Raw genomic sequence first — 24,158 nt, 5'->3', positions numbered from 1 at the left:
GTGCGCTCCAGCGATCACGTCACCGACGAGCCAACACGTGCAACGCACTGCCCAGCCGTCCCAACAAATCCCGATCAGGGTGGGTGGAGATGGCGCGTTCTAAGGCCAGCAACGCCTCCCGTTCAGCGTCGGTGTCGAGGAAAGCCGACGGCACCAAATCAGTGAAGACCCGCAACCCTTGAGAGTCCACGACAGTCAGTCCCACCTCGTCCACCAAAGTCAACACGGTGGCGGCATCAAAACGTCTCGGCAGGGGGTCTCCATCGCCGTACCGGCCATCCGTGCTGGTCAATGCTGTACGTGCCTGGGCGAAACGTCCCGCGAGCGCCCGGGCAAGGACAACGGCGGTGCGCTGTGCGACGAGGAGGCTGAGCATCCCTTGGGGAGCGAGCGCTGTGCTGATGTCTCGCAGCACTGTGGTGGGTTCGTCGTCGAGTTCGAGGACGCCGTGGCATGTGATCAGGTCAGCGCCGTGTCCAAGGTCGAGGTGGGCCAGGGTGGCGGAGTCACCTTGGACTGAGGTCAGGTGAGACGCGGCCTGTTGATTGTCGGCTTCGCGGACGCGGCGTTCGAGGGAAGCTAGGGCGTCGGGACTGGGGTCGACGACGGTCACGTCATGTCCCAGCGCTGCCAACGGTACGGCGATCCCACCGGTGCCGCCGCCGAGGTCAACGACTCGCAATGGTCGGCCGAGTCGATGCTGGCTGTCGTGGACGACCTGGTGGATGCGCTCCCAGAGCAGCGCGGTCCGGGGGGAGGTGGCCAGGGAGCTACGGCGGTTGCGGCGATGTTCCTCAGGCATTGGGGTCCTCCTCTGGGGTGATGGCGTGGCCATGACCCGCTGATCGTGCCGGGGAGCACCACCCCGGACGGTGTGTCCGTCGTGCTGTCAGCCTAATGCCCTGGCTTGGCCGTCGTGGCGGACTCGGTTTGGGTGTGGCGATGGTCAGCTGGACCGGTGGCAGGCTGATGCGACCAGTGGGGTTTGGGACAGGGCGAGGTCTACGGGAAGTCCCAGCGCTCCTTGAACCAGGCAGATGAAGGCTTCGGCGGAGCGGAGAAGATCGTCTGCTTCTCGGCGGGAGGGAACTGCGCCGGCTTCGACTTCAGCGCGGCGTTTCCCGGCGAGCGCGAAATAGTCGGACCATTCCCCCAGTTCCGGGGCGATGACCCAGAGGTGGGCCCAGACGTTGCGGATTGCCGCTTGCCGTCGGGTGGGGGCGGGTCTGGCTGCCATGAGGGCTGCGGCGGCACGTAACGCTCCGAGGTGAGCAGCGACGTATCTGTCGGTGGTGTGTTCGGCGTGGCAGGCCTGCATCAGCGATCCGTGTGACCGGTCTAGGAGGTCGAGGGCTTGGCCGAGTCGAGTGTGATCTGCGGTGCTGTGGCGTGTCCGGGTGATGGTGGGCATATCCTGGCTCCTTTCCTGACGGGTCGTGCCGGTCAGCTCTCGGCTCGTAGCAGTCGCCAGGAGCAGCTGTGGCCGAGGTCGACTGTCATCGTCTGGGCTGCCCCGCTCGGTGCGGCTCGCACCCGCCACACCTGTTCGCAGAGGTCGCCTCCCTGGGAGCCGGTCGGCTCTGCGAACTTGTCGCCAGAGGGATCTCGCCACCAAGGGAAGCGACCGTGCCAATGGTCTGTCACCTCTCGCACGACGTACGAACGTCCTTGCCAGATGAAAGAGCTGGGCGTTTCGGGGTCGGTGCCGAAGGGTGAACGGACAGCGCCCGGCCCACCGAGTGACACCGTGATCGGCTCGTCGACATGTCGCATGTAGCCCTCCTTTCCCTGCCGGTGCGATCTCCTCAACAACGGCGCGGTCTTCGAATCTGTGTTCGATGAGAAATCGTAGAGGTCAGCTCCGACAACGCCCTGAAAAGGATCCCCAGCTGGGAAAAGATCGTCAGCTACGCGACATTCCTTCCTGGAAGATCACCATCGAATCGATCCGGCCGTTGCGATCCAAAGTCAGGAACATCACGTCGTGTCTGCTCACACAGTCACTGCCGCCGTCACGGGCCACCCAGCACACGACCTGCCGCCCGGCGTCATTAACGACCCTCTCCACCCGAGGTGTTCCAGGAATTGAGCGCAGATGGGCGACCACGTCAGCGCGGCCTCGCCACGAGGACCGCATCGCGGGCCGATCCACCACGACTTGTTCGGCGAGCATCACCTCGACCTGGTCCCAGTCCTGGTCCCGCATCGCCTCAACGAGCCGTCGGGCCAGGACAATCGCGCCCCCCGAGGTGCGCACCGGGTCTCCCATCGTCACGGTGGCACTGAGCCCCGACCCTTCCGCGGCCCCCACCAGGTCGCGATACACCTGCAGTGTCGCTGTTGACCTGTTCATCGTGTAGAAATGCAGACCCGGCGCCCCTTCAGTGAGCAGGCGGCGAGCCAACTCTATGGCCACCGCCACGCCTTCAGCCCGCAACGCGGGTGGGTCATCAGCCAAGGGCGCCAAGCGGGCCACCACCGGTGAAGGCAACGCCGTCCCGGACAGTTCAGCCATCCGACGTATCTGTGCGAACGATGTCACGGGCATCAGACCCGGCAGGATCGGCTCGGTATGCCCCCGGCGTGCCACCAAATCACGCAACCGCAGGTAGGAGTCCGGGTCGAAGACAAATTGGGTGACTGCGAACCGGGCGCCAGCCTCAAATTTGCGCACCAAAACGTCAGCGTCCGCCTCCAGGCTCCCCGACTCGGGGTGTGTGTCTGGGAATGCTGCGACTCCCACCGTGAACTCGCCCAAACTACGGATCAGCCGGACTAAGTCCTCGGCATGGTTCAATCCCTCTGGGTGGGCGGTCCAGGACGCCCCGGGACCGCCCGGTGGATCACCCCGCAACGCCAACACGTCGTGCACACCCCCGGCGGCGTACTGACCAACCACCTCACGCAGCTCGTCCTTCGAGGAGGAGACGCAGGTCAGATGCGCCATCGGACGTAATGTCGTCTCATGCGCGATGCGCTCGGTGACCCGCACCGTCCGGTCCCGGGTGGACCCGCCGGCACCGTAGGTGACCGAGACGAATGCCGGGGACAACGGCTCCAACCGTCGGATGGCATCCCACAAGACGGACTCCGCACGGTCGTCCTTCGGCGGGAAGAACTCGAAACTGAACGTCGGTTCAGCAGATTCGAGAAGCTCGGGAATGCTGGGACGGGACATGAGCGTCAGCGTAAGAGACACCGACCACGTAGGCTCGGAAGATCAGCATCCGGGAGGACCGTTTGAGCATCGCATGGGATCTTGCCGACTTCCGCAAGGAGGTCCAGGACAGGATCGACTCCGAGATGGACCGGCAACGGAGAGTTCTCTCCGAGCTGGGCGAGGACATGGCGAGTCTGGTCGACCCCGTCGAACGCCTTCTCGCCGGTGGTAAACGGTTACGTGCCGCGTTTTGCCACAGCGGATATGTCGCCGGTGGTGGGACCCATCTGCCTCAGATCCTGTCGGTGGCGACCGCGATGGAGCTCTTCCAAGCTGCGGCTCTCCTGCACGACGACGTCATGGACGACAGTGCCACCCGTCGGGGTCAGGCCACCGCGCACCGTGCCCTCGCCGATGAACATCACCGGCAAGGATGGACTGGATCGGCGGACCGCTTCGGCATCTCCGGGGCGATCCTGGCTGGGGACTTATGCCTGGTCTGGACAGACGAAATGGTCGCTGGAAGCGGCCTTCCAGCCGATCAATTGGCTAGGGCGCGAATGACCTTCGACATGATGCGCACCCAACTCATGGGCGGCCAGTTCCTCGACGTCCTGGTCTCCGCCCGTGGTTGGGACCATCTGGACACTGCCGCCCGCATTGACCAGGCCCGTCAAGTGGTCCGTTTCAAGAGCGCCAAATACAGCATCGAGCATCCGCTGCTCATCGGCGCGAACGCTGCCGGGGTCGATGCTCACGATGCAGACCAACTCTCCACCTACGGGCTGGCTCTCGGCGAAGCATTCCAGTTGCGCGATGATGTCCTCGGTGTCTTCGGCGACCCAGCGACCACCGGCAAACCAGCTGGCGACGACTTGCGCGAAGGGAAGCGGACCGTGCTGCTCGCCCTGGCACTTGACGGCCTCGATGAGACCGGGCGGGCCGATCTCTCAGCAGGGCTGGGGTGCACCGATCTCACTGACAGCGACATCGATCGGTTGCGCGACCTGATCCGCCGATCCGGCGCAGTGCCGCGCCACGAAGAACTCATTGACGCACAGACCGCTCTGGCCCATCAAGCACTTTCTGCGGCACGAGAACTCACCGACGAGGGCCGCCATGCGCTGACTGAGCTGATTGATTTGGCCACCGCTCGCGACAGCTGACATCGCCCCAGATGACCTGTCGTGGCGGGGGACACCCCTGAGGAAGCTCCCCCGCCACGACACCGTGTTAGAAGGCCTCCTCCATGGCCCGACGGCGCACTTCGGTCTTGTGTCCGGCCAAAATCGACGCCATCGCGCTGCCCCCGGTGAAGCTCTCATCAGCGGAGAACAACCAGATCAGCAGCTCCAGATCTGTCATCCCCCCGTCGGCTAGCACACTAAAGGTGCCTTTCATCTCCGGGCGAGGCCCTTCCTCGGTCACGAACGGCTCCGGGATATACCACGCCCGGTTCGGCCCACGACGTACGGCGATCAACTCACGATCCTGGATCTGTCGCCGCACCGCAGACAAGGCGATCCCTTGGCGTTCTGCGGCTTCCGGGACAGCCAACCAGCCGCTGACCAAGCCCTCCAACATCGAGATCTGCTCGGCTTCATGAGCGGCTCGAGCCTGTCTACGGGATCCGGCCTCGGACACCGTCGATGTCATGGGATCATGGGCGGGCACGACAGAGTGAGGTTTGCGCTTCGTCACATCAGGAAGCATGCCATCTCGGCACGGATAAGCTGTGCGCTCGTGCGGCCCTTCATCGTCGATCAGCGACCGGACTCACTCCGGGACACCCCGTCGACACCGCCACCGATGAGAGCCGTCGACCAGCGATCGTCCCCGGTGTCGTCATGACAGCAGCCCGTGGCGCGTCATCACCTCAATCCCAGGAGATCACACTCCAGTCAGGTACGGTCCTGGCAGGAGGTGCTGACTCTGCCCACATTCCGCTACCCGGTGGAGCCCGACATCTCCCCTGCGTCACACCGGGTCGGGAGCACCATGACGGTGACTTCCCACACCAGCACCACACGGCCCGGTCACGACCGCCGAAAGGACCCCGTCCGCCCATGATCCCCTCGACCCCACCTCCCCCACCTGCAGCAGCCGTCGCTGCCCCGATGACCGCCGGGACGATTGGACGCGCCGCCGCCTGGGAGGAATACGTCGTCGCAGCGGGGGATACCCTCTGGGCGTTGGCACGGTCCCGCGACATCACCGTCACCGAGCTGGTCGCCCACAACAACCTCCCCTCCGCCGGAGTGCGACTGCACGTCGGGGACCGTCTCCGGCTCCCAGTTCCCCCACCACCTGCCGCTCCCCCGCGCATCATCACCCCGGACCCGGCTGCGCTGCCAGCTGCCGACCGACCCGGCCGCCAGATCAACGCCGCTCCCCCCGCAGAGCCAGACGAGAGCGACCACCACCTCGTGCGGGTCGGCGACAACCTCTGGGAGATCGCGCACCGCACCGGATTAAGCGTCGAAGCCCTCGCCGCCGTAAACGGGCTCACCCCGACTTCCACCATCGTCCCCGGACAGCGGCTCCGACTCCCCCACCCTCACCACGCCCCGCTGGCTACCCCACCCGCCCCCTCGACCAGCACCGTCACCTCCGTCGGTCGTGGCGGCGGCCCTGCCTACGGCACCTACGTGGTGCGCCCCGGCGACACCGCCTGGAGCATCGCGACCGCTCTCGGCATCAACGTCCGCGACCTCCTCGCCACCAACGACCTCCCCGCCCACCACGTCCTGCTCCCCGGCAAACGCCTCGACCTGCCCGGCGGACGCCTCGCCGCACGCCAGGCCACCAAAAAAGAACGCACCCGCGCCGCTGACACCGGATCGGTCACCATCACCGTGCAGGACGGCGACACCCTCTCCGCCATCGCCGTGCGCTTCGGAGTGACCCTCACCCGCCTCGCCAAAACCAATGGCATCGGCATCGCTGACGACATTTATCCCGGGCAAACCCTACGCGTCGTGGGCAGCGTCGCCTCCAGCGCCGCCTCACCGACGGCCCGCACCGCCCTATCCGATGCCGCCGCCATCAACCTGGCCTATCTCAACCAGGTCCCCACCCCCGACCGCACCCAGATCCGCGACATGATCATCACGACCGCCCGAGCCCACGGCGTCGACCCCCGCCTGGCACTGGCCATCAGCTGGCAAGAATCCCGCTGGGCTCACAACGCGGTCTCGCAAAATAATGCGATCGGCGCCATGCAGTGCCTTCCCTCCACCGCCAGATGGGCCTCCGCCCTCCTCGACGACGAGCTCAATCTGCTCGACGCCCAAGACAACATCACCTGCGGAGTCGTGGTGCTGCGCAGCCTCATCCGCAGCGCTGACTCGGAGAGCCAAGCCATCGCTGGCTACTACCAAGGCCTCGCCTCGGTGCGCAGCGACGGGATGTACGTCGACACCGCCGCCTACGTCGCATCCGTGCTGGACCACAAGAAGCGAATGTGACAGTCGTACCCCGATGAGCTGCAACAACATGGTCTGGTCAAGAACCGGACCCACCGCAACCTAGACTGCAGCCTATGACCGACAGCACAGGGGACCTGCTCGTCGGCCGTGTCGTCGACGGCCGCTACCGCGTGCTCCGACACCTCGCTGACGGCGGCATGGCCACGGTGTACGTCGCACTCGACGAGCGTCTCGGCCGCGATGTCGCACTCAAGGTGATGCACCGCCAACTGTCCATTGACGAGGCCTTCGTCGCCCGGTTCCGCCGGGAAGCCCGATCCGCAGCAAAACTCACCCACCCCCACGTGGTGAGCGTCTTCGACCAAGGCCAAGACGGCGATGTCGTCTTCCTCGCCATGGAACTCGTCCCCGGCCTCACGCTCCGAGACCTCATCACTCGGCACGGCGCACTCGCACCACGTGAAGCCCTGCGCATTACCGCGCAGATGCTCAACGGCTTGACTGCCGCGCACCGCGCTGGGATCGTCCACCGCGACGTCAAACCCGAAAACGTCCTCATCTCGACCGCGGGAGTCGTCAAGGTCGCTGACTACGGACTGGCCCGAGCCATCGACGTATCTCAAGCCACCCACGCCACCCAGACGCTGATGGGTACCGCTGCGTACCTGTCCCCAGAACAGATCGAACAGGGCGACATTGACGCCCGCGCAGACGTGTACGCCACTGGACTGGTGCTCTTTGAGATGCTGACCGGTCAGCGCGCCGTCGAGGGCGAGACGATGGTGCAGATCGCCTACCGGCACGTCCACGGACAGATCCCCGTGCCCAGCAGTGTTCGCCCCGAACTTGCCCCCGAGCTGGACGCCCTCGTCGCGATGGCCGTCCATCGAGACCGCAATGATCGCCCCCGCGACGCCGGCGCCTATCGGGACGAAGTGTTGCGCGTCGAAACCACGTTGAGCCCCGAGCAACTCGACACCGCACCTTCTCGGCGCATCCGCGCCGCGACCGGACTGTCCACGAAGGACCCGGACACCGTCTCCAACCGGACCACCGACATGTCCTCCCTCATCGGCCCGTCCGCTCAGGAAACTGCCGTCCAAAAAACCCGACCAGTTACCCCGTTGCCCACCCAGGTCGAGAGCTCCTGGAAAGCCGATCAACTGTGGAATGTCGACGACGCTGGCGAAGGCTGGGCCACCGGGCGACAAGCCGTCGCTGTGGCCGCGCCACCGGATGACTCTGACAGCGAGCCCACCCCACCGCCACCGAGCCGAACCGGGGCGCTGCGCACTCGGCGCCGACGCCGTAACCAAGCCATCCCGATCGTCGCCGTCATCCTGGTGGTCTTGATCGCCCTCGCCGGCGGCATCAGTTGGTATGTCTTCTACGGTCCCGGATCACAACGCGCCGTACCCGCACTGGTAGGGATGGAAGAAAGCGCTGCTCGATCTGCCCTGACCGGACTAGAACTGGACGCCGAGGTCGAACAAGTCTTCTCGGAAACCGCCCCTACCGGTCAAGTCATCCACACCGATCCCGAACAAGGCACGCAGGTGCATCGGGCGGCCACAGTCAAGCTCCAGGTCTCCAAAGGCAAAGAGCGGGTGAAAGTGCCCGAACTAGTCGGTAAGACTAAAGACGAGGCACAACAAGCCATCACCGACGCCCGGCTGTCTGTCGGCCAAATCAGCGAAACCTTCAACGAGACCGCTGCCTCCGGCCAAGTGATCTCCAGCGACCCCAAACCCGGCAGCGAACTCAAACCAGGCACCCCGGTCGCGATGACTGTCAGCAAAGGCCGCCAACCCATCGAGGTCCAAGACTTCACGGGCAAGCCGTACGCCGAAGCAGCCGCCGTGTTGAACAAGAAAGGCTTGAGCGTCCAGGTCGCTGGCGAGGAATACAGCAATGACGTTCCCAAAGGCAACGTCATCAAACAAGCCCCGTCCTCCGGCACATTGTTCCGCTCCGGGCAAGTCACGTTCACCGTCAGCAAAGGACCCGACCTGGTCGCCGTACCCGAAGTCCGAGGCCGCACGGAATCCGAAGCGAGTGCGATGCTCCAATCCGCTGGGTTCAAGATCGACATCTCCCGCATCGCAGGTGGACTTTTCGGGATGGCGCTGTCCACCACCCCCTCCGCCGGTGAGCAGGTGCCACGCGGATCCACGATCGTCCTGCGCGTTTACTAAGGCCTCTCGTCATGACCTCTGGCGTCGCGGACTCCCCCACGCACGCACCCACCCATACCCGAGCCGCCACCTTGCTGCTGCTCGCGGTGACCACGGCGTGGGGGTCAACGTTCACCTTGACGCGAGACCTGGTCGCAACGATCCCTTCCGCTGATTTTCTCGCGGTGCGATTCAGCATCGCTGCCGCGGTGATGGTCCCGCTGTTGTGGCGATCAGTGCGGGCGTTGCCCCGCCGGTCCCTGATAGCAGGACTCGGCCTAGGCGCGTTGTACGGCGTCGCGCAACTCCTGCAGACCGTCGGACTGGAGCACACCAGCGCCACTCGCTCCGGCTTCCTCACCGGTCTCTATGTCATCCTCACCCCGGTGCTAGCGGCGGTCGGACTTCGCCAACGCCTTCGCACCGAAACCTGGGTGGCCAGTTCCCTCGCCGTCATCGGCTTGGCCATCCTTTGCCTCGGCTCGGTGGGATGGGGCCTCGGCGAGACCCTCACTTTGGCTTCAGCCGCTGTCTACGCGATGCACATCCTCGGCCTGGGGGCCATCTCTCGTGGAGACACCGCACTGGGATTATCTGCGGTGCAGGTGGGCGCGGTCGCGATGATCAGCCTGATCGCCACCGGTCCTCGAGGGATTCAGCTGCCGCACAGTCCCACCCAGTGGGGCATTGTCCTCTACCTGGCACTGATCTGCGGCGCCTTCGCAATGTGGGCCCAAACCTGGGGTCAGGCGCACATGCCAGCGACCAGAGCTGCGATCGTGATGACCACTGAACCAGTCTTTGCCGCGATCTTCGCGATCGCCTGGGGCGGGGAACATCTGACCTGGCGGGTAGTGCTAGGGGGCGCGTTGGTGCTGTCCGCCATGTACGTCGTGGAGATCGGCCCTCGACTCTCCCAACGCCGCAGACGATCCGCACCACCCCCAGAACCGCCGGTCGAATCACTACACCACGACGCAGGGGGCTGACCGTCTCCCCATCCCAGACCCCCACTTATTCCTGGTGGGCGTAACGCTCCTCACGCCATACATCACCAGTGAGGTGATAACCGTGCTGCTCCCAGAAACCCCGTTTCGGCGCCCGCAGATATTCGATCTGCAACAACCATTTAGGGCCCTTCCAGCCATACAGGTGCGGCAACACCAACCGACACGGCCAGCCGTGCTCAGGAGCTAAATCCTGACCATTCATCTGCAGCGCCAACAGAGCTCGCGGCTCCTCCAAGTCAGCGACCGTGACACTCGCGCTATATCCATACCAAGCACACACCAATGCATGCGCAGCATCGGCCGTAGGTGGAAACCGACGTACTAGCTCCCGGACCGGCACCCCACCCCAAGTGACATCCTGCACCGTCCGCCGCGACACGCAATGATGATCAGCAACCACGGTGATCTGTGGCATCTCTACCAGATCGTCGTAACTGAGCTGATGATTTTCCCCGTCAGCAGTCGCCCCTGACACGGTCACAGACCAGCGCGACACATCGATGCGCGGCACCCGACCGTAATGCACCACACGCATCTCCTCGGCGAGTCGCTGCCCAGGGGGCAACTGCCTCTCGTCGGCGAAATCCGGGTGGCTGCTCATACGGTCAGGAAGCCAACATCTCGGCGACGATGAACGCCAGCTCCAGACTCTGCTGATGATTCAACCGAGGATCACAGGCCGTCTCATAACGCCGCTGCAGGTCCTCATCATGCAGATCAATGGAACCTCCGAGGCACTCAGTCACATCGTTGCCGGTGAGTTCCACATGGATCCCCCCAGGCCAACTCCCCAACCCACGATGCACATCGAAGAAACCACGCACTTCAGCGACGATGTCATCGAAGCGTCGGGTTTTATACCCGCTGGCTGATTCAAAGGTGTTGCCGTGCATGGGATCACAGATCCAGGTGGGTTGCAGACCCTCTGCCCGTGCGGCCTCAACCAGTGGCGGCAAGCCCTCCTGGACACGATGTGCCCCCATCCGCACGATGATCGACAACCGACCCGGTTCCCGATCCGGATCAACCCGATCAGCGAGCCGCAACAGATCATCGGCCTTCGCTGTCGGGCCTAGCTTCACGCCGATGGGATTACGAATCCTCGACACGAAATCCACATGCGCACCCGCTACATCACGGGTGCGCTCACCGACCCACAAGAAATGACCGCTGGTGCCATAAGGCTGACCGGTGCGCGAATCAATCCGCGTCAACGGCTTCTCGTAGTCCAGGAGCAGCGCCTCATGGCTGGCCCACACATCGACCCGCCGCATCGCCTCGAAGTCCGCACCGCAGGCCGTCATGAACCGCATGGCCTTGTCGATGTCATTAGCCATCCGCTCATACCGTCGGTTGGCCGAGTTTGCGATAAAACCGCGGTTCCAATCGTGGACATGCCGCAGATCAGCGAAACCGCCCTGGGTAAACGCCCGGACCAGGTTCAATGTCGCGGCACTAGCGTGATAAGCCCGAACCAGCCGGTCCGGATCAGGCTGGCGCGCCTCAGGAGTGAAGGCGAAATCGTTGACCATATCCCCCCGGTACGCCGGAAGGACCTCGTCGTCACGTTGCTCGGTGTCTTTGCTGCGCGGTTTGGCGTACTGGCCAGCCAACCTACCCAGTTTCACCACGGGGGTGCTTGATCCATAGGTGAGCACCGCAGCCATCTGCAGGATCGTCTTCACCCGGTCCCGGATATTGTCAGCCGTCGCCGCCGCGAAGGTCTCCGCGCAGTCGCCTCCCATTAACACGAAGGCCTCGCCTCGGGCCGCCTCAGCGAGACGATGGCGCAAAATGTCACATTCGCCAGCAAAGACCAACGGCGGGAACGTCGCCAAGGACGCCCTCGCAGTCGCGAGGGCGTCCGGGTCGGGCCAGGTCGGCTGTTGGGCCGCCGGGAGATCCGGCCACTCCAGGCAGTACTGCGTAGTCACGGGCTCAGGCTATCCCGCGCCATCGGCCCTTCTGGGCCAGGTCCGCATGACGAACGCCAAACTCTCAGTCGCGTTCCCGGGAGACAGATGTGGCCTTCGTCTCTGGTGCGGTGTCCACGACCTTCTCGTCACCGACACCTCCTGGCTGTGATCCTTCCGCTGCCACTGACCTTTCCGCGCGTTCCTGATCACTCTCCTGGCCCCGGGATGACTTCTCATCCGCCTGTTCCTGGAGGTGCTCGGCCTGCTCTTGGAGGTGCTCCGCCCGAGCCGCGCTGTCCGCCCGAGCCTGCGCAAACCAGCCCTCTGCCAACGCGGCTCCCTCGGACACTGAGGCAAACGCACGTCCTGTTGCCTCCACCGCCTGAGCACGGGCCTTGGTCAACGCCCCATCGGCCTTGACCAGAGCCTCATCTGCCTGCGCCCGAGTCTTCTGAGTCACCTCAGCGACCTGAGCCTGCAACCGCTCAGTCGCAGCGGCGTACTCGTCCTTCGCCCTCGCCGTCGCCTCACCAGCGCGCTCCACCGCTGCGGCATATTCCGTGCGCGCCCACTCGGCGTACTCGTCGGCTTGGGCCCGCGCCTTCGCCGCTGCTGCCACCGCTTCCTCGCGAGCCCGCGCCGTCGCTGCTGCTGCCTCGGCCCGCGCCTTAGCGGCCGCAGCGTCTGCTTGTGCCTTGGCCGCCGCCATCATCCGTTCCGCGCGCTCCTGCAAAGCCCGCTTCCGATCAGCGGCGTACTCATCGACGTACTCCTGACCGGACAGCCGCTGCAACGATTGCATGACCTCGTCGGTGATTCGACGCAGCACCAGATGATCGCTCTCCTGGCCGACGTACTGGGTGACGTCCAGGGGTTCGCCGATCCGAATCCCGATCTGAGTGATCGTCGGGACGATCTGCCCCGTCGGCTGCGCCTTGTCAGTGTCGATCATGGCCACCGGGATGATCGGCACCCCGGCTTCCAACGCCAACCGCGCCACCCCGGTCTTGCCGCGGTAGAGACGACCGTCAGGAGATCTGGTGCCCTCCGGGTAGATGCCGAACAATTCACCGCTGCGCAGGATGTCCAGGCCGCCCTCCATCGCCACCCACGATGCTGACCCCCCGGAACGGTCGATGGGGATCTGGCCGACACCGCGGAAGAACGCCGCCGTCAACCGGCCCTTCACCCCAGTACCAGTGAAGTACTCCATCTTCGCGGGGAACGTGATCCGCCGACGCAGCACCAACGGGAGGAAGAACGAATCCGAGAAAGACAAATGGTTGCTAGCCAGGATGGCTGCCCCCCGCTCTGGGATGTGTTCTATCCCCTCGACCTTCGGTCGGAACAACACGGTGAGCACCGGACCGATGGTCACCTTCATCAACCAATAGAACATGGATGTTCCTCCTTGACGGCCGTACGACTCTACGACACGACCCGACCTGGCAGGGAATGTCATCTCGCTTCTCTCCACCGCAGACGACGTGGAAGAATCGAGACACCGTCTTGCCCTGTGACCTCACTCCTCGACCGGACGCCGAGGTCGCAGGTCACATCCCTGACGGCACGGCGATGAACATGTCCCTGGAGGTCTGTCATGACGAACGCGCCGGGGCACGATCGTACGCCCGACGACGCCGAGATCGATGCTGCCTTCGCCGCGATTGTGGCGGGCTGGGAACGCGACGCGCCCGTGGTAAAAAACACCGGGGACACGACCCGCGCGAATTCCACTGAAGCGCATCCGCCGAGGCCGTCCTCCTCTGATGACCCCAGCGGCAAGCCTTCCCGCCGCCCCAGTTTCCAGGTCGCCCCACCCCAGTGGCGGGTCCCCCCGGCGGAGACCAATCCACTGGCCTGGCTCGGTGACGACTTCGTCGAGCCCGATCCACCGCTCCCCCGAGCCGACCCGACCTTCTGGTATGCGATCTCTGCGATGGTCTTCGGTTCGCTCTTCTTCGTCATCTGGGCGATGACCGGACCCCACACCACGACTATGCCGTTACTCGTTTCCGCGGCAGCAGCATTCGGTGGTTTCGCTGTCCTCGTCGCCCGGATGCCTGACCGGCGCGACGAGGACGATGACGGGGCCCGCGTCTGAGAGCACCACAGCCGACTCAGTGTCCTCGCACCTCGGCCCACGCTAGATCGGCCGCGCCGATCAGGCCAGCGTCATTGCCGAGACTGGCCGCCTCGATCCGCGCCTCAGGACGATAGCCACGCCCCGGCAACCGACGTCGAAAAGCATCCTTCGCTGGACCAATCAAGAGGTCACCGGCAGCGCTCACCCCCCCACCGATGACAAACATGGTCGGGTCCAGCGCTGCCGCCAGATTGGCCAGCCCCACCCCGAGCCAATGCCCAATCTCGGAGAGCAGTTCCACCGCGGTCGGATCGCCCTCCTGAGCCGCTGTGGTCACGAGCGGGCCAGTCAACGGCCCACCATCCGCTGCGACCCGCGCCGAAAGATCACTGGCCAGCGGTGATCTCGATTCGATCATTGACCTGGCTTCCCGAACTAGGGCGTTACCACTGGCATACTGCTCCCAACAGCCACGGTTACCACATTCGCAGCGTTGACCATCAGGCACCATCTGCATATGGCCGAATTCTCCGGCCAGCCCCCACCTGCCACGGTCGACCGCCCCCTCGCGCAGGATCGCTCCCCCGATCCCGGTGCCCAACGTGATCATCACCATGTCCGGTTGATCTCGGGCCGCACCAAATCGCCACTCGGCCCACGCCGCCGCATTGGCGTCGTTGTCGACACACAGCGGGGCTGACACCCGGTCTTGCAAGGATTCGCGGAGCCGTTCGTTGCGCCAGGACAGGTGCGGGGCAAAAAGCACGGTGCCTCGGTCGCTGGACACCCAGCCAGCAGCACCAATGCCCACTGCGTGCACAGTCAGGTCATCTCCGGCTTGAGCCAACAGATCATCGACGACCGCCACGATGGTGTCTTCGACGATCTGGGGGCTGGTGGAACGATCCGGGGTCGCCGCTCGGGAGCGATACAGGATCTGGCCGGTCTCGTCGACCACTCCCCCGGAGACCTTCGTCCCCCCGATGTCGATCCCAATGGCGACGTCCATGGGTTTCACCTTTCCCTGTGTCACGTCGCGGCTAGCGACGCTTCCCAGGGGATCATGCCAGGTCGCTGCGGGGTGGTTCGTCCCGGACCGGCACCACCCGTCGGGTGGGGCGCCGGTACGTCGGCGGACCGGTGGGAGGTGGAGTGGGGTCGTCATCCTCGGACGGAGATGGTGGCGGTGAGGTGGCATCTACGGCTCGCACCAGACCATGTCCCAGCCAAGAGAGTCCTTGCCGGAGCAAAGTCGTCGTACCCGTTAGCAGGTCCCCTCCGTCTGCCTGAGGCGATGCGACAGCAGTCCTCGGTGCAACCAGTCGGGGTTGCATTGGCTGATGAATCGGCGGCACGCCATCACGGTGCAGCCGCTGTCCGATCGCCGCGGCGAGCCTGTCGGCTTCCTGGGAGGTGCGTGTCGTCGTCATGCCATCGCCTCGTCGTCTCGTCCTCGCCACGCCTGAGCGGGCAGATCAGCCTGAACTGTGAGCGCCGCCCCGTCCAACGCTGCCTGGACCGGAATGCCCCGGCGGAGTACTGCGGGGGGCACGACGAGGTGCTCGACGCCGTGCACGGTGACCAGCAGATCTTCACCGCGATGCACCAGGTGCACGTTGTCCGCCTGGGTCCAGGGCAACGGCAACCGCCAGCTGACCTGGCCACGGGACAGGTCGACCAGTGGGCTTTCGCCGTCGTGACGCGCAGGACGATCGAGGATCGCAGTAGCAACGGCTGCGATCTGCTCGATGCCAGCGGGCGGGTCGAGTGGCGCGGTCTCTTCAATGAAGGGTGACCAGCCATGACCATCAGGGCGGTCCGATGGTTCCATCGGGCCGGGCGGGGCAACTCCGGCCGTGTTCCACCACAACGTTCCGGGGTGCACCTCGGTGAGAAGCAGCCCCGGTACGCCGTATCGGATCCGCCGGATGGAGCGCTCATCCGGCCGGGAGACCACGTGCAACGCGGTCGTCGGAGCACGCAGCACGTCCACTGCGGTCTCGACGGCGTCAACAGTTTCTCGTAGCAGCCGTGGGATAGCGCCGCCGGTGCCGCGGGTCAGCGCAGGTTGGACACCCAACAGCCGGGACAAGCTCCACGAGAGCTGGATGGCGGCGCCGAGGAAGTCTTGAGCCGCCCGAAGATCACCAAGGTCCACAATGGTCAGACCTGATGTCCTACAGATCGCGGCGAGACGGGCCAGAGCGTGACATCGACGCGCGGTGGGCAGCATCGGCCACTGTTCGACCGTATCGGCATCGCCGCCGTACCTCTCCACGGTCAGCGCGAGCGCATCGGCCCATAGGCCCCAGGGGGCCGGCGTGGACAGGTCTTCGACGTGGACGGTCGGGGGGACGGTGGGGAGAGATCCGTCGTGGTGCAGGACGGCGAGGGTGACGGTGGTGCCAGCGGCGGCCGCGTGAGCGGCCAGGGCGGCGCACGCCGTGGTGACACCGGCTCCTCCAGGGCCGGTGACCAGATGGGTGCGGACCGTCATAGTCAGTTCTCGCAGTGGCGTTTTAACCCGTCCAGGGCGGCGGCGACGATGCTTTTCTCCGCTTTGCGGCGCACCAGAGCTGGCATGGTGATGCGGGTGTCCACGGCCAGTCGGTAGGTCACCTCGGTCCCCTCCGGGACGGCGGTCAGGGTGTAGGAGCCGTTCATGGCGGTCAGGCTCTGAGAGCGCAGCAGCGTCCAGGAAACGACACCGGTGCCGTCTTCTTCCACGTCCCAGGTGTAGTCCAAGACGTAGGTATCCCGGACGATTCCGGCATCGACGACGAATTCGACTTCGGCGGGCCAGTCGGCCTGGTCCCGGGTCAGGATCCGTGATGAGCGCATCTGTTCGGTCCATTGAGGGTAGGCCTCGACGTCTCCGATCACGTCGGCGACGGTCCCTGGGTCGGCGTGGATGACGGCTCGTGCCTCGGTGTGATCGGCCATGACGGCACGCTACCGGACATGGGGCGATGTGGCTGTTCGGAGGGCGTGTCTGTGCGGGTTTTCGGTGAGCGTTCAGTGGTGGCTGGGTGGTCAGCTGGTGGAGGCGGACGGGGTGCGGCTCCGAATGGATGCGCCGCCGTCGAAGGACCAGGTGTTTCGAGGGGGTTCAAGGCGGTCTTTGATGGCGGTGATGGCGTTCTTCCAGCGGCGGACGTGGGCTTTTTCCACGGCAGCGGCGCGTCCGGCGGCTGCTTCGGCGCGGACGTAGTGGTGGACGATGGCTCCGTCCCAGCAGGGTTCGATCCAGACTTCAATCTCACCGCGCAGGTGGCCATCAACCTCCCAGATGGCGCCTTCGTCGCCGCGCTGAGCGATCAGACGCGTGCGCAGATGGGGCCAGGCATTCGCTACGTTGTAGGGATGTGTCAATACCGCCGCCACCAGCGTCGGGGATGCATCGACGTACGTCTCGTCTACGATCTGCACGCGAGTCGAACGGGCCCACACGCTCTCAGCATGCGGCACGATGCCTCCTCACGTCATCCCGGCGACCCGCACATCCTTTGGGCGCACGTCCAAGGGCACCTGTCACGTATGGACCGTCACCGCCCAGTTGAAGTCAGTACTGTCCGCGGGGACACGTCCACGCGCGCCGTCGCCGCCGCCTGTAGGAGGGCCGATGCGAGAGAAGACCGTCCCCCCGGTCGCCACGACCGAGCACCCGAACCTGGGAACGGTCAGTGCCCATAACGCGAACGTGGATCCTGACCACGTCGCTTTCCATCGGCGTCGTACGTCGCAGGATCCTTGGGAAGAGGTCACCTGTCGGCAGTTCGACGAGGAGGTCCAGGCACTGGCTGCGGCATTGCGGGCGGCGGGTCTCTCCACAGGTGACCGGGTTGGGGTGATTAGCCGGACGCGTTACGAATGGACTCTGGTCGATTTCGCGGTATGGACTGCGGGTTTGGTCAGTGTTCCGATTTATGAGACGTCCTCGGCCGATCAGGTGGAGTGGATCCTGTCCAACAGCGGGTGTCGTGCCGTAATCGTGGAGTTGGATGATCACCGCACAACTGTGGAGAAGGTTCGTGCCACGTGTCCGGATGTGGAACATGTGTGGCAGATCGATCGAGGTGATGTGGACGCATTGGTCGCGTCCGATCAGGATCGGTCAGTGTTGGCGGAAGTCCGCCGTACTGTCGGTCATGACGATCTGGCCACGATTATTTACACCTCGGGGACGACTGGCCGTCCCAAAGGGTGCGAGCTGACCCACGGCAACTTTCTGCTGCTGGCAGAAAACACGACGGTGACCCTTGCAGAAATCACCCAAGGTCCACATGCGTCGATCTTGTTATTCCTGCCGTTGGCACATGTGTTGGCGAGGTTGATTCAGGTCGTATCGGTGATGTCTCGGATGCGGGTGGGACATGCCCCTGATATCGCTCATCTGTTGCCTGATCTTGAGTCGTTCCGACCCACGCTGATTTTGGCGGTGCCCAGGGTTTTTGAAAAGATCTACAATTCGATGGATCAGAAAGCAGCCACCGAAGGTAAGGGCAAGATCTTCCGATTATCGGCTCGTACGGCGATCGCCTTCAGCCGGGCGTTGGATCAGGCCAAGGTGCCCTGGGCATTGCGACTGCAACACCAGGTGTTTGACCGGCTGGTCTATGCCAAACTTCGGCGCGCGCTAGGCGGGCAGTGCCTCTATGCGATCTCCGGTGGCGCTCCACTGGGCAAACGGCTAGGACATTTTTATCGAGGTGCTGGCTTCACCATTTTGGAAGGGTATGGCCTCACCGAGACCACTGCTCCCACGAATGTGAACACGCCATCTTTTAATACGATCGGCACGGTGGGTCAGCCCTTGCCGGGAACTGCCACTCGAATTGCGGACGACGGCGAGCTGCTGGTCAAAGGTGTCGGCGTATTCCGCGGTTATCACGATAATCCGGAAGCCACTGCGGAAGCGTTCACTGAGGACGGCTGGTTTCATACTGGAGATCTCGCCTCGATTGACGATGCTGGACGGCTGACGATTACCGGCCGTAAAAAAGAACTGATTGTCACTGCGGGCGGAAAGAACGTCGCTCCGGCCCCCTTGGAAGATGCCATTCGGGCGCACCCGTTGGTGTCGCAATGCTTGGTCGTCGGTGATCAACGGCCGTTCATTGCTGCACTGATCACCCTCGACGCAGAGATGGTGCCGATGTGGGGTAAAGCCCACGGCATCACTGAGTTGACGCTCGAGGCGGCCTTGACCGACCCGATCGTTCAGGGGCACCTGCAACAGGCCATTGATCGAGCCAATGCGCGGGTCAGTCGGGCGGAAAGCATCCGCAAGTTCACGGTCCTGACCTCAGACTTCACCGAGGAATCGGGTCACCTCACCCCGTCGTTGAAGGTGAAACGCAATGTGGTGTTGCGGGACTTCGCTGACGAGGTTGATCGGTTGTACGGCGGCCCTGCTCCGGCACGAAGCTGACTGAAGTATTCGAAGTATTCCTGGTGACGGGCTCCGTCGCCCGTCACCAGGCTCAGCGGCCCCAGGAACACACAGCTCGCACCCGACCCTGCCACTGGCGCGTCCAAGCTGTCACGGACCATCCGGTGGCGCGCTGCACCGCATCAGCGAACGCGCCAGAGCGCCCATCGACACCAAGGTCAGAGCGGATCAACCGAGTCAGCGCATCCTCACCGACGCTCTCAGCCAGGACACGACATGCCAGCAGTCCGGCGGCATACGCCGCGGCTCGGCCCGGTCCGTCGAAATCACTGCTGGCGGGAAACTCCGCAGGCACCCCACCGCTGCGGACCTGCGCGGTCAACGCTGCGACAATCTGCGGTTCAGGGATAGCGCGGTCATGGTAGGCGACGTACTCACTGAAGCCTTCGTCCAGCCACAGTGGACGGGATCCGAGGCAGTCTCGACGTACCGCGAGGTGGGTGGCCTCGTGGGTGAGGATGATACGTCGTCCCTCAGGGACTAACCGGGCCCATACCGCTGGGTCGATCACGATGCGGTCAGCACCGGTGCTGCGTCCGTGGAGGATCGGGCCGACTGTCACGGCAGGGACACCACCACCATGCGGCACCCCCGCCCACCGAGCGAACGAGCGGGTGGTGCGTGGCAACCAGATCACCGGACATACCGCAGATCCGCCCCAGACCCGGGCAACAGCAGCGGCTGCCTGGTCACCGTCATGGAGAAGGGTGTCAAGATCACCCGCCGGGGCGCTACCGACGACGAGTGTGGTGCTAGACCGCCGCGCCTGCGCCCCGGGTTCTTCCCACGGCAACGCCGCCGGCTCGTGGATCTCGACCCACGACCCGATGCGAGGGTCCTCGACGAGTTGCCACTGCACCTCGGCGTGGCCCAGTCCGGAGTCGAACCCCGCGAAACGATACGTGCAGCTGCTGTCGTAGCTCTGGCCTCGAAGTTGCGGCGTTCCGAGGTTGAGATCGATGACTCCGGCGGCTCGCATCACCTGGAAGGCGTGCTGTGCGTCTGGACGTTGCGCCTCGGTGACCCCGGTCAACCACCCGGTGAGATCGCCACGGGCGTAAGCCTGCGTTCGGTGCTGCACGATCTGGGTGAGCACGGCCAGCTTGTCGGCGGGGCTGATGTCCCTAGATTCACGATGGGGCGTGTCAGCGGTGCAGCAGCCGCCGATGAGCGCGGCGGCTATCCCCCAAGCGCCCACCCGTAGGAGGTGACGTCGGTCGACGACATCGTTCCCGAGGACTGCCACCGGGTCATCGTAGAGGGGGCTGATGACGGTGTTGTCAGGTGTGACGCCTACGGTGTGCGCATGCACACCTCGCACGATCCGCGCGCAGACGGTCTTCCATGGGATCAGACCTTGGCACCAGCCTTGTCCAGAGTCACCTTCGTGGTGGTGGATTTAGAGACCACCGGTGGAGATCCACGACGCCACCGGATCACCGAGATCGGCGCGGTGAAGGTGCGCGGGCGGGAGATCGTCGAGGAATTCCAGAGTCTGGTGTGCCCGCAAACTCCGATCCCGCCGTTCATTCAAGAGCTGACCGGCATCACTGACGACATGGTCGCCCATGCCCCGGAGATCTCCGCCGTGTTGCCCGAATTTGTGAATTTCGCGGCTGACTCGGTGCTTGTCGCACACAATGCCCCCTTCGATATCGGTTTTCTGCGCGCGGAAGCAGCCCGAGTCGAGACGCCCTGGGATCCTGCGGAGGTGGTTGACACGGTACGGCTGGCTCGGCGGTTGATGGCTCGCTCTGAGGTCGTGAACTGCAAACTGGGCACATTGGCAGCTTTCTTCGGGACGGGGCAGACTCCGGACCATCGGGCCCTCCACGACGCCCGGGCCACTGCGGACGTCTTGCATGCGTTGATCGACCGGGTCGGGGACTGGGAAGAGCTGAGAGTCGCCGATCTGAAAGATGTCCCGGACCTACGAGGACGCGCACAGACCAGTGCGGGAAGCGGCGTGCAAGCTACAGTGGCGCCGTGATCACTGCCATTGTCATGATCGACGCCGACGTCGACGCGATTCCTGAGCTCGCCCAACGCATTGCTGATCAGCAAGGGGTGCGCGAAGTCTATTCCGTGACCGGTGACACCGACTTGATCGCTCTGGTCGACGTTCAGGAGCACGAAGAGTTCACCGAAGTGATCGCCCACCGTCTCAATAAGACCCCCGGGGTACGTCGTACCCGCACTCACATTGCCTTCCGGCAGTACAGTTCCTCCGACCTGGACGAAGCGTTCTCCTTAGGGCTGGACTGACCACAGCCGCGAGATGCGGTCAGGCACCCGGGACTATCCCAGACCCGCCTGCGCATCAACTGCTACGACGTCCTCGGCTCGCCCCATGCGCCGCACCTCGGGCACGAGCAACGTGGACAACGCGATCACCGGATAGCTGCTTGCGCCCCCATCGTCAGTCCCCAGCCAGTGACACCTAATGACGCGGTGTTTTTTGCCACCAACGGGCCGAGCACCATCAGCGCGCCGGAACTGATCACATTCAACCCACAGAACGCCACGACGATCGTCCATAACCACGTGCGCGTGGAAAATTCATGCCACCCGACACGTAGTTCCTGCCAGATGCCCTGCTTGACGGAAGCCCGGCCAGGAATCCGCATGGGGAGCAGAAATAAGACAGCCACCAGGAACGACCCTGCGTCGATGTACAACGTCTCCGTCGCCCCGCCCACAGCGACCAACATCGCACCCAACACCGGGCCGATCACCTGAGCGCCGTGACGTACGAAAGCCACCATCGCGGTGGCTTGCTGCAGATCGTGCCGAGGCACTAACTGCGGTATCAGACCCTGAACCGCTGGCATGCTGAACGCACCCACCGCACCACTCACGGCCGCAAGCACCGTCAACGCCCCCACTGTCGCTTTCCCCGAGGCAAGCAGACTTGCGGTGGTCCCGAGGACCACCGCAGAGGACAGGTACGTCGACATGAGCACGGTGCGACGACTCCACCGGTCCGAGATGATCCCCCCGAACAGGAGGAAAACAACGTTAACGGTCACCTGCGCGACGAGGACCTGGGACAACGCCGTTGCGGTCCCTTCCACATGGAGGACAGCAAAGGCGTAAGCGACTGACGTCATCATGCTGCCGAGTCGGTTGACCGATGAGGCCAGGAAGAACCAAGCAAATTCCTGGTGACGCAGCGGCCCCCATCGCGATGGCTTCAACGGCGAAGCAACGCTCATCCTCTACCTCTCAGCGGAAGGACAGGAGATCGTCACCAAGGCGGATGATCGTCGATCCCAGCCTTCAAGGAGAACACCCCAGAGTCAGAGATACTCTCGGCTGACCTCACGCCACAACGCTAACCGTTGCTGGGCCGCTCCTGAGTCCAAAGCCTCTTCGGCTTGATCCATTCCAGCGCGCAACCGGCGCATCAGCTCTGGCTGACTCGACAGCTCAGGCCCAGTGGTCCCGGACTTGGGCAGTGTCGCCAACGCTGCGCCGGCATTGAGAACCACCGCGTCCCGCACTGGTCCTCGTACGCCGGACACCAAGTCGTGCACCACTGTGGCGTTGTGCTGAGGATCGCCGCCACGCAATGCTGACAACGGTGCCCGAGACAGGCCTAGGTCCTCCGGGGTGATGGAGCCGGTGATGACCTGTCCCTGCTGCACCCACCAGAACTGAGAACTGGTCGACAGGGTCAACTCGTCGAGTCCGTCATCGCCGCGGAAGACCACAGCGGCACGTCCTCGCGAGGCAAAGACTCCAGCCACCAACGGTGCTAGGCGCGCGTCAGCCACTCCGATCGCCGAACAAGTTGGCTGAGCAGGGTTTGTCAACGGACCCAACACGTTGAAGACCGTGGGCACCCCCAGATCTCTGCGGGTTTGCGCCGCATGCCGCATCGCCGGGTGGAAGACCTGCGCAAAACACAACGTAATCCCGGCGCGGCATGCCACGTCCACGACCTGATCTGGCGTCAAGGTCACATGGATGCCGAGAGCCTCCAGCACATCTGCCGTTCCGGAACGGGAGGATGCCGCTCTGTTGCCGTGTTTGACGACCGTCGCTCCCGCAGCGGCGCACACAATCGCTGCCATCGTGGAGATGTTGACGGTGTGGGCCTGGTCACCACCGGTGCCGACAATGTCCAAGCTGGGCCCGGGCACCTCGATTCGATGGGCATGACGCAGCATTTCCTCTGCCAGGGCTGTCAGCTCACCGACAGTCTCGCCTTTGGCGCGCAGGGCCACCACAAATCCGGCAATCTGAGCGGGGCGAGCTTCGCCACGCATGATGCGTTCCCACGCCCATGTCGCCTGCTGCGTGGTCAGATCCGCGCCATGCAGCAACGTGGAAACCACGTCGGGCCAGGTCGGCTCGACGATCCCCATCAGGACGGCTGCACTGCTTCGCGGGTCCCTATCTCAGCGACCGTCGAAGCCATCTGCATCGGGTCTAACGGATGCGGGACAACTCCGTCGGCATAGGACCATGCAGCAAGCCAGTCGTCCTGGGGACGCCCGGTGAGGACAATCACCGGCGGGCAGTCAAAAAATTCGTGCTTGAACTGGCGGCACATCCCCAAGCCCCCAAATGGCGCTGCTTCACCGTCCAGGATGAGCAGGTCGAATCCGCCTTCTTTCATGGCACTTTCCGCGGCAGCCGGGGTGGCGCATTCCAACCATGAGCTGATCTCCACGTGCCGTGCCGGACGGTTGCCAACTGCCACCCGTACGGCGTCCCGGGTCGACCGGTCGTCGCTATACAACAGGACGCGCAACCGGCGGGGGGCGTCGGTGCCGGTCTGAGGCGCGGACGAGGCAACGGGCAGGTCGGCAGATGAACTCATGGCCCGAATCCTACCCATCCGGTGACACGGGAAGCAGCCGCGCCAGCAGAGACCTCGGACCGTGTTCCGTCCGCCCTGGTCGGCCGCCGCTCGTCCACGTCAGA

Annotated in this window: 25 protein-coding genes; 8 read left to right on the top strand and 17 right to left on the bottom strand. The window is 64.3% G+C overall.

Going from position 1 to position 24,158, the window contains the following annotated elements; translation table 11 throughout:
- Window positions 1-19: 19 nt before the first annotated feature.
- The 4 genes from KEM60_RS11255 to metF all read right to left on the bottom strand — a co-directional run bounded on the left by KEM60_RS11255 (window position 20) and on the right by metF (window position 3,178).
- Window positions 20-802 carry a methyltransferase gene (locus KEM60_RS11255; protein ID WP_219107712.1) on the bottom strand — a complete coding sequence of 261 codons (783 nt, stop codon included), beginning with the start codon at window positions 800-802 and terminating at the stop codon, window positions 20-22.
- Window positions 803-946: 144 nt separating this feature from the next.
- Complete coding sequence (locus KEM60_RS11250) at window positions 947-1,411, bottom strand: SAV_6107 family HEPN domain-containing protein (protein WP_219107711.1); 465 nt, start codon at window positions 1,409-1,411, stop codon at window positions 947-949.
- Between the two features lie 32 nt (window positions 1,412-1,443).
- A complete protein-coding gene (locus KEM60_RS11245) occupies window positions 1,444-1,773 on the bottom strand; it encodes a DUF6504 family protein (RefSeq protein WP_219107710.1) in 330 nt (109 codons plus the stop codon).
- A gap of 130 nt (window positions 1,774-1,903) precedes the next feature.
- Complete coding sequence (gene metF, locus KEM60_RS11240; protein WP_219107709.1) at window positions 1,904-3,178, bottom strand: methylenetetrahydrofolate reductase [NAD(P)H]; 1,275 nt, start codon at window positions 3,176-3,178, stop codon at window positions 1,904-1,906.
- Between the two features lie 62 nt (window positions 3,179-3,240).
- Between metF and KEM60_RS11235 the strand changes: the two genes are divergently transcribed.
- Complete coding sequence (locus KEM60_RS11235) at window positions 3,241-4,326, top strand: polyprenyl synthetase family protein (protein WP_219107708.1); 1,086 nt, start codon at window positions 3,241-3,243, stop codon at window positions 4,324-4,326.
- Between the two features lie 67 nt (window positions 4,327-4,393).
- Here KEM60_RS11235 and KEM60_RS11230 read toward each other — a convergent pair whose 3' ends face one another.
- A complete protein-coding gene (locus KEM60_RS11230) occupies window positions 4,394-4,816 on the bottom strand; it encodes an Rv2175c family DNA-binding protein (protein WP_219107707.1) in 423 nt (140 codons plus the stop codon).
- 410 nt (window positions 4,817-5,226) lie between these two features.
- Here KEM60_RS11230 and KEM60_RS11225 point away from each other — a divergent pair, with 410 nt between their 5' ends.
- The 3 genes from KEM60_RS11225 (at window position 5,227) to KEM60_RS11215 (ending at window position 9,751) form a co-directional block, all read left to right on the top strand.
- The gene (locus KEM60_RS11225) at window positions 5,227-6,627 is read left to right on the top strand and encodes a LysM peptidoglycan-binding domain-containing protein (RefSeq protein ID WP_219107706.1); all 1,401 of its coding nucleotides are present in this window, start codon (window positions 5,227-5,229) and stop codon (window positions 6,625-6,627) included.
- A gap of 74 nt (window positions 6,628-6,701) precedes the next feature.
- Window positions 6,702-8,783: a Stk1 family PASTA domain-containing Ser/Thr kinase gene (gene pknB, locus KEM60_RS11220; RefSeq protein ID WP_219107705.1), complete on the top strand. Its 2,082-nt coding sequence runs from the start codon at window positions 6,702-6,704 to the stop codon at window positions 8,781-8,783.
- An 11-nt stretch (window positions 8,784-8,794) separates the two neighbouring features.
- Window positions 8,795-9,751, top strand: coding sequence for a DMT family transporter (locus KEM60_RS11215; RefSeq protein ID WP_219107704.1), 957 nt, complete (start codon window positions 8,795-8,797; stop codon window positions 9,749-9,751).
- Between the two features lie 25 nt (window positions 9,752-9,776).
- Here KEM60_RS11215 and KEM60_RS11210 read toward each other — a convergent pair whose 3' ends face one another.
- From KEM60_RS11210 to KEM60_RS16955, 3 genes are all read right to left on the bottom strand, one after another.
- On the bottom strand, window positions 9,777-10,373 hold the full coding sequence (locus tag KEM60_RS11210) for a molybdopterin-dependent oxidoreductase (protein ID WP_219107703.1): 597 nt from the start codon (window positions 10,371-10,373) through the stop codon (window positions 9,777-9,779).
- Window positions 10,374-10,377: 4 nt separating this feature from the next.
- Window positions 10,378-11,706: a class II 3-deoxy-7-phosphoheptulonate synthase gene (locus KEM60_RS11205; protein ID WP_219107702.1), complete on the bottom strand. Its 1,329-nt coding sequence runs from the start codon at window positions 11,704-11,706 to the stop codon at window positions 10,378-10,380.
- Between the two features lie 64 nt (window positions 11,707-11,770).
- A complete protein-coding gene (locus tag KEM60_RS16955) occupies window positions 11,771-13,087 on the bottom strand; it encodes a lysophospholipid acyltransferase family protein (protein WP_219107701.1) in 1,317 nt (438 codons plus the stop codon).
- Between the two features lie 201 nt (window positions 13,088-13,288).
- Here KEM60_RS16955 and KEM60_RS11195 point away from each other — a divergent pair, with 201 nt between their 5' ends.
- A complete protein-coding gene (locus tag KEM60_RS11195) occupies window positions 13,289-13,792 on the top strand; it encodes a hypothetical protein (protein ID WP_219107700.1) in 504 nt (167 codons plus the stop codon).
- Between the two features lie 16 nt (window positions 13,793-13,808).
- On the opposite strand, the gene KEM60_RS11190 is transcribed toward KEM60_RS11195, so the two are convergent.
- From KEM60_RS11190 to KEM60_RS11170, 5 genes are all read right to left on the bottom strand, one after another.
- Window positions 13,809-14,783: an ROK family glucokinase gene (locus KEM60_RS11190; protein WP_219107699.1), complete on the bottom strand. Its 975-nt coding sequence runs from the start codon at window positions 14,781-14,783 to the stop codon at window positions 13,809-13,811.
- A 52-nt stretch (window positions 14,784-14,835) separates the two neighbouring features.
- The gene (locus KEM60_RS11185; RefSeq protein WP_219107698.1) at window positions 14,836-15,204 is read right to left on the bottom strand and encodes a hypothetical protein; all 369 of its coding nucleotides are present in this window, start codon (window positions 15,202-15,204) and stop codon (window positions 14,836-14,838) included.
- Complete coding sequence (locus tag KEM60_RS11180) at window positions 15,201-16,271, bottom strand: hypothetical protein (protein WP_219107697.1); 1,071 nt, start codon at window positions 16,269-16,271, stop codon at window positions 15,201-15,203. The genes KEM60_RS11185 and KEM60_RS11180 overlap by 4 nt, the downstream gene beginning before the upstream one ends.
- Window positions 16,272-16,273: 2 nt before the next feature.
- Window positions 16,274-16,717, bottom strand: coding sequence for an SRPBCC family protein (locus KEM60_RS11175; protein WP_219107696.1), 444 nt, complete (start codon window positions 16,715-16,717; stop codon window positions 16,274-16,276).
- Window positions 16,718-16,807: 90 nt separating this feature from the next.
- On the bottom strand, window positions 16,808-17,242 hold the full coding sequence (locus tag KEM60_RS11170) for a hypothetical protein (protein ID WP_219107695.1): 435 nt from the start codon (window positions 17,240-17,242) through the stop codon (window positions 16,808-16,810).
- A gap of 154 nt (window positions 17,243-17,396) precedes the next feature.
- Between KEM60_RS11170 and KEM60_RS11165 the strand changes: the two genes are divergently transcribed.
- Complete coding sequence (locus KEM60_RS11165) at window positions 17,397-19,205, top strand: long-chain fatty acid--CoA ligase (protein ID WP_219107694.1); 1,809 nt, start codon at window positions 17,397-17,399, stop codon at window positions 19,203-19,205.
- A 52-nt stretch (window positions 19,206-19,257) separates the two neighbouring features.
- On the opposite strand, the gene KEM60_RS11160 is transcribed toward KEM60_RS11165, so the two are convergent.
- Window positions 19,258-20,538, bottom strand: a complete 1,281-nt coding sequence (locus KEM60_RS11160) for a hypothetical protein (RefSeq protein WP_219107693.1) — start codon at window positions 20,536-20,538, stop codon at window positions 19,258-19,260.
- Here KEM60_RS11160 and KEM60_RS11155 point away from each other — a divergent pair.
- Window positions 20,533-21,216, top strand: a complete 684-nt coding sequence (locus KEM60_RS11155) for an exonuclease domain-containing protein (RefSeq protein WP_219107692.1) — start codon at window positions 20,533-20,535, stop codon at window positions 21,214-21,216. The two genes, KEM60_RS11160 and KEM60_RS11155, sit on opposite strands and share 6 nt — an antisense overlap.
- Complete coding sequence (locus KEM60_RS11150; protein ID WP_219107691.1) at window positions 21,213-21,491, top strand: Lrp/AsnC family transcriptional regulator; 279 nt, start codon at window positions 21,213-21,215, stop codon at window positions 21,489-21,491. Before KEM60_RS11155 ends, KEM60_RS11150 begins: the two co-directional genes overlap by 4 nt.
- A gap of 125 nt (window positions 21,492-21,616) precedes the next feature.
- On the opposite strand, the gene KEM60_RS11145 is transcribed toward KEM60_RS11150, so the two are convergent.
- The 3 genes from KEM60_RS11145 to KEM60_RS11135 all read right to left on the bottom strand — a co-directional run bounded on the left by KEM60_RS11145 (window position 21,617) and on the right by KEM60_RS11135 (window position 24,054).
- Window positions 21,617-22,441, bottom strand: a complete 825-nt coding sequence (locus tag KEM60_RS11145) for an MFS transporter (protein WP_219107690.1) — start codon at window positions 22,439-22,441, stop codon at window positions 21,617-21,619.
- 84 nt (window positions 22,442-22,525) lie between these two features.
- Entirely contained in the window at window positions 22,526-23,596 is a 1,071-nt protein-coding gene (gene trpD / locus KEM60_RS11140) for an anthranilate phosphoribosyltransferase (protein WP_219107689.1), read from the bottom strand.
- Complete coding sequence (locus KEM60_RS11135) at window positions 23,596-24,054, bottom strand: hypothetical protein (RefSeq protein ID WP_219107688.1); 459 nt, start codon at window positions 24,052-24,054, stop codon at window positions 23,596-23,598. The genes trpD and KEM60_RS11135 overlap by 1 nt, the downstream gene beginning before the upstream one ends.
- Window positions 24,055-24,158: the final 104 nt, after the last annotated feature.

Source organism: Austwickia sp. TVS 96-490-7B (genome assembly GCF_019331795.1).
Taxonomy (GTDB): domain Bacteria; phylum Actinomycetota; class Actinomycetes; order Actinomycetales; family Dermatophilaceae; genus Austwickia.
This window is presented reverse-complemented; position numbering and strand designations above follow the sequence as displayed.